We start from the raw sequence: 519 nt of genomic DNA on the forward strand, positions 1-519 counted from the left end.
TATGACAACGGCGTCAAGGTCGTGCCGTCCTATCTGCTGGAGCCGGTGCCGGTGACGAAGGCCAACATCAAGGAGGCTCTGGTCGATTCCGGTTACTACACCGAAGACCAGCTGAAGTGACCCTTGCTGGGCGGGCCGAAGCGTCCGCCCCCCGATCGACCGGCACCTTGGGAGGGGATGCGAATGACGAAGCTGAGACAGATGCTGACCGTTGCCGCCATCGCGCTGACGGTCCCGCTGGCTGCGGTGGCGGCCGACGAGAAGGTGGGCATTTCGATGCCCGAAAAGGTCACCGCGCGCTGGGTCGCCGACGGTGAGAACATGGTCAAGCAATTCCAGGAGGCCGGCTATCAGCCCGACCTGCAATATGCCAACGACGACATCCCGACGCAGCTGAACCAGATCGAGAACATGATCACCACCGGCGTCAAGGTGCTGGTGATCGCGGCGCTGGACGGCACGACGCTGTCGAACGCGCTGGAAAACGCGGCCGCGTCCGACATCAAGGTCATCGCCTAT

The 519-nt window shown here is 63.0% G+C and carries 1 protein-coding gene and 1 pseudogene; both read left to right on the forward strand.

Annotation, left to right across the window (positions count from 1 at the left end):
* Positions 1–120 (forward strand): annotated as a pseudogene (locus CK944_RS22575) (sugar ABC transporter substrate-binding protein); the annotation flags it as partial.
* Positions 121–183: 63 nt separating this feature from the next.
* Positions 184–519, forward strand: a 336-nt coding sequence (locus tag CK944_RS22580; RefSeq protein WP_146038790.1) for a substrate-binding domain-containing protein, incomplete at its 3' end; no start/stop codon positions are given.

Origin of the sequence: Paracoccus sp. SY (assembly GCF_002901215.1) — a bacterium.
In the GTDB taxonomy this organism is placed as follows: domain Bacteria; phylum Pseudomonadota; class Alphaproteobacteria; order Rhodobacterales; family Rhodobacteraceae; genus Paracoccus; species Paracoccus acridae.